Origin of the sequence: Pseudomonas matsuisoli, from assembly GCF_014647635.1 — a bacterium.
Lineage (GTDB): Bacteria > Pseudomonadota > Gammaproteobacteria > Pseudomonadales > Pseudomonadaceae > Pseudomonas_P > Pseudomonas_P matsuisoli.
This window is the reverse complement of sequence record NZ_BMPO01000011.1, coordinates 95,937-101,964: the sequence shown is the minus strand read 5'-3', so window position 1 is coordinate 101,964 and position 6,028 is coordinate 95,937. Positions and strand designations below refer to the sequence as shown.

Genomic DNA, 6,028 nt, shown 5'->3' with positions numbered 1-6,028 from the left:
TCGGTTGCGCGCAGGCATCGCATCAATGAAATTGAACTTATTTTTGACGTCAAAAATTAGTACTGTGTGATGCAGTTCACAAGTCGACGCACGTCGAAATCCGACAAAGTGCACGCCGCTCGTCTTTCCTGAACGTCGCAAAGTGCGTGCCCGGGCCGATGAGCTGCACGTCCGTTGATCGAATCGAATGAGCGGCCCCTCTACCACGGGGTTTCAGGAGCAGGCTGTTGAGTTGGCCGGCGGTTGAAATGACGGGACTGCCCGGCGTGTCTATCGACGGCGACGTTTTAATGACGGTTGATACGCGCGATAGTCAGATAAGCAGCGCTGTGGAAAGCCATATGCGCTCATCGAGCGTCTGGAGATGTCGATGGCTATAGTGAAGACGAATTACGCAAGCCACAGTGCCTAGGCAGTAAGCGCTTTTGGAACCGCTGTGGCTTGCCGCTCATAAACGCCTACAGACAAATAAGAAGAGCAGGCCTATGCAGATTCAACACAAGCACGTATTGATCACGGGCGCCGGCTCGGGACTTGGCGCCGCCACGGCAAGCGTACTCGCCGATGCGGGTGCCCGCGTGGCGCTTCTGGATATGAATGCGGACGCCCTCGAGGCGAAAGCGCGGACATTGCCCGGGGAGCCTTTGCAGCTGGTTGCCGACATCACCGACGAAACCGCCGTGAAGCACGCGCTGGCGACCATCGAGCATACCTTCGGCGGGCTGCACGGTCTTGTGAACTGCGCCGGGGTGGTCGGTGGCGAGCGCATTCTCGGGCGTACCGGGCCGCATGGTCTTGAGGGCTTCAGCCGGATCGTGGGGATCAATCTGATCGGCAGCTTCAACATGCTGCGGCTGTCGGCGGAATTGATGTCGCGGGGCGAGGCCGACGCGGAAGGCGAGCGGGGCGTAATCATCAACACCGCATCCATCGCGGCCTATGACGGGCAGGTCGGCCAGGCGGCCTATGCGGCGTCGAAAGGGGCCATCGCGTCGCTGACGTTGCCGGCGGCGCGCGAGCTGGCGCGCCATGGGATTCGCGTCATGACCATCGCGCCAGGGATTTTCGAAACGCCCATGATGGCGGGCATGACGCCGGAGGTGCGCGAAGCGCTGGCGGCAGACGTTCCTTTCCCGAAGCGGCTGGGACGCGATAGCGAATACGCGGCGCTGGTGCGGCATATCTTCGAGAACAGCATGCTCAACGGCGAAGTCATCCGCCTGGATGGGGCGCTGCGGATGGCGGCGAAATGAAGGAGGTGAACGTGAACGATCCAATCGTCATCGCCGAGGCGGCGCGTACGCCCATGGGCGGCTTCCAAGGAGACCTCGCGGGATTGAGTGCGCCTGAACTAGGCGCAGCGGCCATTGCCGCGGCCATCGCACGTAGCGGTATTGCCGCAGCAGAGGTCAGCGAGGTTCTGATGGGGTGTGTGTTGCCGGCGGGGCTCGGCCAGGCACCTGCGCGGCAGGCGGCGCTAGGGGCGGGTCTGCCTAACGCTGTACCGTGTACCACCTTGAACAAGATGTGCGGGTCGGGCATGCAGGCGGTGATCCTGGCGCACGACATGCTGCTGGCGGGTAGTGTGGAGACCGTGATTGCCGGCGGGATGGAAAGTATGAGCAACGCGCCCTACTTACTGGAAAAAGCGCGTGCCGGTTACCGCATGGGACACGGGCGCGTGCTGGATCACATGTTTCTTGACGGTCTGGAAGATGCTTACGATAAAGGCCGCCTCATGGGCACCTTCGCGGAGGACTGCGCCGAGCGCTTCGGCTTCACCCGTGAGCAGCAGGACGGCTACGCCGTGGCGTCGCTGGCGCGGGCCAATGCGGCGATTGAAAACGGGGCCTTTGCGGACGAGATCGTTCCGGTCGAGGTGGTGGGCCGTAAGGAAACGCGGCAAATCGAACGGGATGAGCAGCCACCAAAGGCCAATCTCGCCAAGATTCCAACGTTGAAACCGGCGTTTCGTTCGGACGGTACGGTAACGGCGGCCAATTCCAGTTCTATCTCAGATGGCGCGGCGGCGCTGCTGTTAGCACGACAATCGACTACGATGCGTTTAGGGCTGCAGCCGTTGGCGATCGTCCGCGGGCACGCCGCGCATGCCCGCGCGCCCGGCGAGTTCACCACCGCGCCTATCGGGGCCATAAAGCGGTTGCTGGAGCGGACCGGCTGGGGGCTGGCGGATGTCGATCTGTTCGAAATCAATGAAGCGTTCGCGGTCGTTCCCATGGCAGTGATGGCCGAGCTTGCGCTCGACCACGAACAGGTCAACGTGAACGGCGGTGCGTGCGCCCTGGGCCACCCGATCGGTGCGTCTGGCGCACGCATCCTGGTGACACTGCTCCACGCCCTGCGGGCGCGCGGCCTCAAGCGAGGCATCGCCGCGATCTGCATTGGTGGCGGCGAAGCAACGGCAATGGCGGTAGAAGTAGAAATGCTCTGACTCTCTACGTCGGGTAGATCGGTGCCGGTCTCGCTATCTGCATAAACGCCACCGGGCACTTCGCCTGTCGCTAGTTTTTCCTTCCAGACCTCCTGTTTCATAACGCCAATGCTTTAGCAGGGGCCGCACCGGCTTCGACCTGAAAGCCGCTATGCGTTCTTTGCATAGTGGTCGGCGCTCTTCTGATTTTGAGGCGATATGCGCCTCTGCCATGATCGGGCCATCGGCTGACATGAATCACAAGCATAAGAAAGTCAGCGTTACAGGACCGTCTTCGGATCCTGACTTCTATGCCTAGCTGAGATTTGAAAATAATCCAAACCTGAGAGGAATAGAGACCGTGAGCACGATCACTCGAACGACGTTTGCACGCACATTGATGTCATTGTCGGTAGTGGCAAGTTCGCTGATGGCGATCGAAACGGCTTCGGCGGCCGATCGGTTATCCGAGATCCTGGAGCGCGGTGTCGTGCGGGTCGGCGTGCAAGGTGCTTTCAAGCCCTGGTCATACCCGAATGCCAGCGGCGCGATGGAAGGCATCGAGGTCGATCTCGCGAAGGATGTCGCAGACAAACTGGGCGTGAAGCTCGAACCGGTAGTGATCACGTCGGCCAATCGAATCCAGTTCCTGCAGCAGGGGCGCGTGGACCTGCTGATCGCGGGTATGTACGACACCGCCGAGCGGCGCAAGGTCGTGGGGATCATCGAGCCGGCCTACTGGTCGTCAGGGCCTGCACTGATGGCCAAGAAGGGCGTCATCAGTGACTGGAAGGACATCGAAGGTAAAACCGTCTGCGCAAAGCAGGGCGTGGTCTACAACAAAAAAGTCGAGCAGGACTACAAGGTCAAGATCGTTGCGTTCGCCGGTAACTCCGAAGGTAAGGAAGCCTTGCGGTCGGGCAAATGCATCGCATGGCTCTACGACGACGTGGGCATTCAGGCGGATTTGAAACTGCCCGAGTGGAGTGACTACGAGATGCCGGTAGAGGTGCTCTACAACAACCCCTGGGGCGCCGCCGTTGCCATCGAAGAGCGCGATAAACCCTGGGGCGTTTTCATTTCCGGCCTGGCCTACCGCTGGCAGTCGTCCGGCAAGTTGATGGATCTGGAGAAGGCTTACGACCTCCAGCCTTCTGCGTGGTTTGCGGACCAGCATGCGAAGCATGTCTGGGACACGTCTTATCTCGGCGAATGATCTTTCGCGTAATCGACAAGACTCAATCCACTCCAACGTGTCGGGGTCGATATGTTCGATGCCATATCCGGTTTCTTTTTGGATCTTTACGAAAAGACAGGACTGAACTTCAACATTTTCTACGACGAGTTCGAGTACGACCGCGTCCTTGCGGGCGCGGTGACCTCACTCGAACTGATGGCTTGGGTCATTTGCCTGTCGATCGTCTTAGGGGTAATCGGCGCGTCCCTGCAGCACATGGGGTCGCGCACGCTCAAGGGGCTGGTCGAAGCCTACGTCCAGGTGTTTCGTAATACGCCGCCGATGGTTCAACTGCTCTTTTTCTATTTCGGGTTGGGCAGCATCACGCCTCAGGTCGACATGGGCGGGTACAACGAGCCGCTGATCTCGTCCTTCGCCTGGGCGGTTATCGGGCTCAGCGTGTTCGGTGCGGCCTATAACGTGGAGATATTCCGCTCCGGTATCGAGTCGGTCCCTCGATCGACACTCGAGGCATCCGAAAGCCTGTGCCTGACGAAGTGGCAGACCAACCTTCATATCGTCCTGCCTTTGGCTATCCGGGTCAGCCTGCCGTCGTTGACTGCGAATGTCATCAGCCTGGCCAAGACTACCTCGCTGGTCTACGTCATCTCGGTGCCGGAAATGACCTATGTCCTCAACCAGATATGGTCGGACAGCATGAACGTACCCGAGATGATCTTCGTGCTGTTCCTGTTCTACGGGATCGTCATCGCGTTGATTGGTGCCGTGTTCAGCCTGCTCGAGCGCAAGCTCCGGATTCCGGGGTTTGGCCAATGATCAGGGACAAAGTACATGCACGCAGTAGCGTGTTGCTCATGAACGTGACGCGGATTCGTTGGCAGCACGTCGTGGGAGCAGCAGTGCTGACGGTGGTCGCCCTTGCGGCCACACTCATCCTGCAATCCGAACCGGAAAGCCCGGTCGCGACGCTCGTTCGCTGGATGCCGTTCATTCTCGAAGGGTTCGGGCTCAATCTCGTCATGAGCTTTCTTGCGATGCTTTTGGCGACCTTGCTCGGCGTACCGTTGGGGGTTGCGCAGGTCAGCCGGGTGTATCTGGTGAGGACCGTCGCGAAAGGCGTCACGCATCTGTTCCGCAATACGCCCTGGCTGGTGGTCCTGTTCACGGTGATGTACGTCATGCCCATGACCGTGGACCTGGGCTTGACGCGGGTAGACATCTCCGACTGGGCCAAGGCGACGCTGGCGTTCGCGCTGCCCGTCATGGGCAATATCAGCGAGATCGTGCGTGGCGCCATCGTCTCGGTGCCCACTGGGCAATGGGATTCCGCACAGGGGCTTGCGCTCACGAGGCGTCAGACCATGACCCACATCATCCTGCCGCAATGTGTGAAAAGGTCTCTGCCGTCCTGGATGAACTGGTACGCGCTGTTGACGCTGGCAACGCCCATGGCGGCCATTCTCGGTGTTCGCGAGGCGGTGGGCAGCGCGCAGGCGGCGATGGAAGCCGGGGGCGGGCGCCCGGACTTTCTGATCCCGTTCTACCTGTTCCTGCTCTGCCTCTTCTTCATTTACATCTACCCGATTGCCCTTCTGACCAAAGCCCTGGAGAAAAAGCATGCAGCGTCATGAACCCTACGGTGCTGAGACGGCTTCGGTATCCGCGGACGCACCGATCGTCAGCATTCGGGATGTCCGAAAATTCTATGGCTCGCTGGAAGTGCTCAAAGGCATTTCGCTAGACGTGCTCAAGGGGCAGGTGGTCTGCATCATCGGGCCCTCTGGGTCTGGAAAGTCCACCCTGATCCGTTGCATCAACGGCTTGAGTGATGTCCAGCAAGGCTCCATCAGTGTTGCGGGAACGGAAGTGAACGATGCCCGGCTGGATGTCGTCGCACTGCGGCGTAAAGTTGGCATCGTGTTTCAGCAATACAACCTTTTCCCGCACAAGACGGTGCTCGAAAACGTGATGCTCGCACCGCGGTTGGTCCTGAAGGAAAGCAGGGCGTCCGCCGAGCAGCGTGCCAAAGCGCTTATCGCCAAGGTCAGGCTTACGGGCAAGGAAGACGCCTACCCCGGGGAGCTTTCCGGCGGGCAGCAACAGCGCGTTGCGATCGCCCGAAGCCTGGCGATGCGTCCTGAAATCATGCTGTTCGATGAAGTAACGGCGGCGCTCGATCCCGAAACCGTTAAAGAAGTGCTCACCACGATCAGGGAACTCGCGGCGGATGGCATGACCTGCATCCTGGTGACCCATGAGATGGGGTTCGCCCGCGAAGTGGCTGATCACATCTATTTCACCGATGGCGGGGTCATTGTGGAGCACGGGCCTCCTGCCGAGGTTTTCAGCAATGCGAAGGACCCACGAACCCGGCGATTCCTAAGCCAGGTCATCTGACC

Annotated in this window: 6 protein-coding genes; all 6 read left to right on the top strand. The window is 60.0% G+C overall.

Annotation, left to right across the window (positions count from 1 at the left end; genetic code table 11):
- Positions 1–485 precede the first annotated feature (485 nt).
- The 6 genes from IEY47_RS19365 (at position 486) to IEY47_RS19340 (ending at position 6,026) form a co-directional block, all read left to right on the top strand.
- Positions 486–1,253, top strand: a complete 768-nt coding sequence (locus IEY47_RS19365; protein ID WP_188985784.1) for an SDR family NAD(P)-dependent oxidoreductase — start codon at positions 486–488, stop codon at positions 1,251–1,253.
- Positions 1,250–2,452: an acetyl-CoA C-acyltransferase gene (locus IEY47_RS19360; RefSeq protein WP_188985781.1), complete on the top strand. Its 1,203-nt coding sequence runs from the start codon at positions 1,250–1,252 to the stop codon at positions 2,450–2,452. The genes IEY47_RS19365 and IEY47_RS19360 overlap by 4 nt, the downstream gene beginning before the upstream one ends.
- A 340-nt stretch (positions 2,453–2,792) precedes the next feature.
- On the top strand, positions 2,793–3,647 hold the full coding sequence (locus IEY47_RS19355) for a transporter substrate-binding domain-containing protein (protein WP_229779537.1): 855 nt from the start codon (positions 2,793–2,795) through the stop codon (positions 3,645–3,647).
- Between the two features lie 51 nt (positions 3,648–3,698).
- The gene (locus IEY47_RS19350) at positions 3,699–4,445 is read left to right on the top strand and encodes an amino acid ABC transporter permease (protein ID WP_188985779.1); all 747 of its coding nucleotides are present in this window, start codon (positions 3,699–3,701) and stop codon (positions 4,443–4,445) included.
- Positions 4,442–5,260 carry an amino acid ABC transporter permease gene (locus IEY47_RS19345; protein ID WP_188985777.1) on the top strand — a complete coding sequence of 273 codons (819 nt, stop codon included), beginning with the start codon at positions 4,442–4,444 and terminating at the stop codon, positions 5,258–5,260. The genes IEY47_RS19350 and IEY47_RS19345 overlap by 4 nt, the downstream gene beginning before the upstream one ends.
- Positions 5,247–6,026, top strand: coding sequence for an amino acid ABC transporter ATP-binding protein (locus IEY47_RS19340; protein ID WP_308426310.1), 780 nt, complete (start codon positions 5,247–5,249; stop codon positions 6,024–6,026). The genes IEY47_RS19345 and IEY47_RS19340 overlap by 14 nt, the downstream gene beginning before the upstream one ends.
- Positions 6,027–6,028: the final 2 nt, after the last annotated feature.

Coding starts and splice junctions, on each gene's coding strand:
- IEY47_RS19365 (WP_188985784.1), top strand. CDS start 486: ATGCAGATTCAACACAAGCACGTATTGATCACGGGCGCCGGCTCGGGA.
- IEY47_RS19360 (WP_188985781.1), top strand. CDS start 1,250: ATGAAGGAGGTGAACGTGAACGATCCAATCGTCATCGCCGAGGCGGCG.
- IEY47_RS19350 (WP_188985779.1), top strand. CDS start 3,699: ATGTTCGATGCCATATCCGGTTTCTTTTTGGATCTTTACGAAAAGACA.
- IEY47_RS19345 (WP_188985777.1), top strand. CDS start 4,442: ATGATCAGGGACAAAGTACATGCACGCAGTAGCGTGTTGCTCATGAAC.
- IEY47_RS19340 (WP_308426310.1), top strand. CDS start 5,247: ATGCAGCGTCATGAACCCTACGGTGCTGAGACGGCTTCGGTATCCGCG.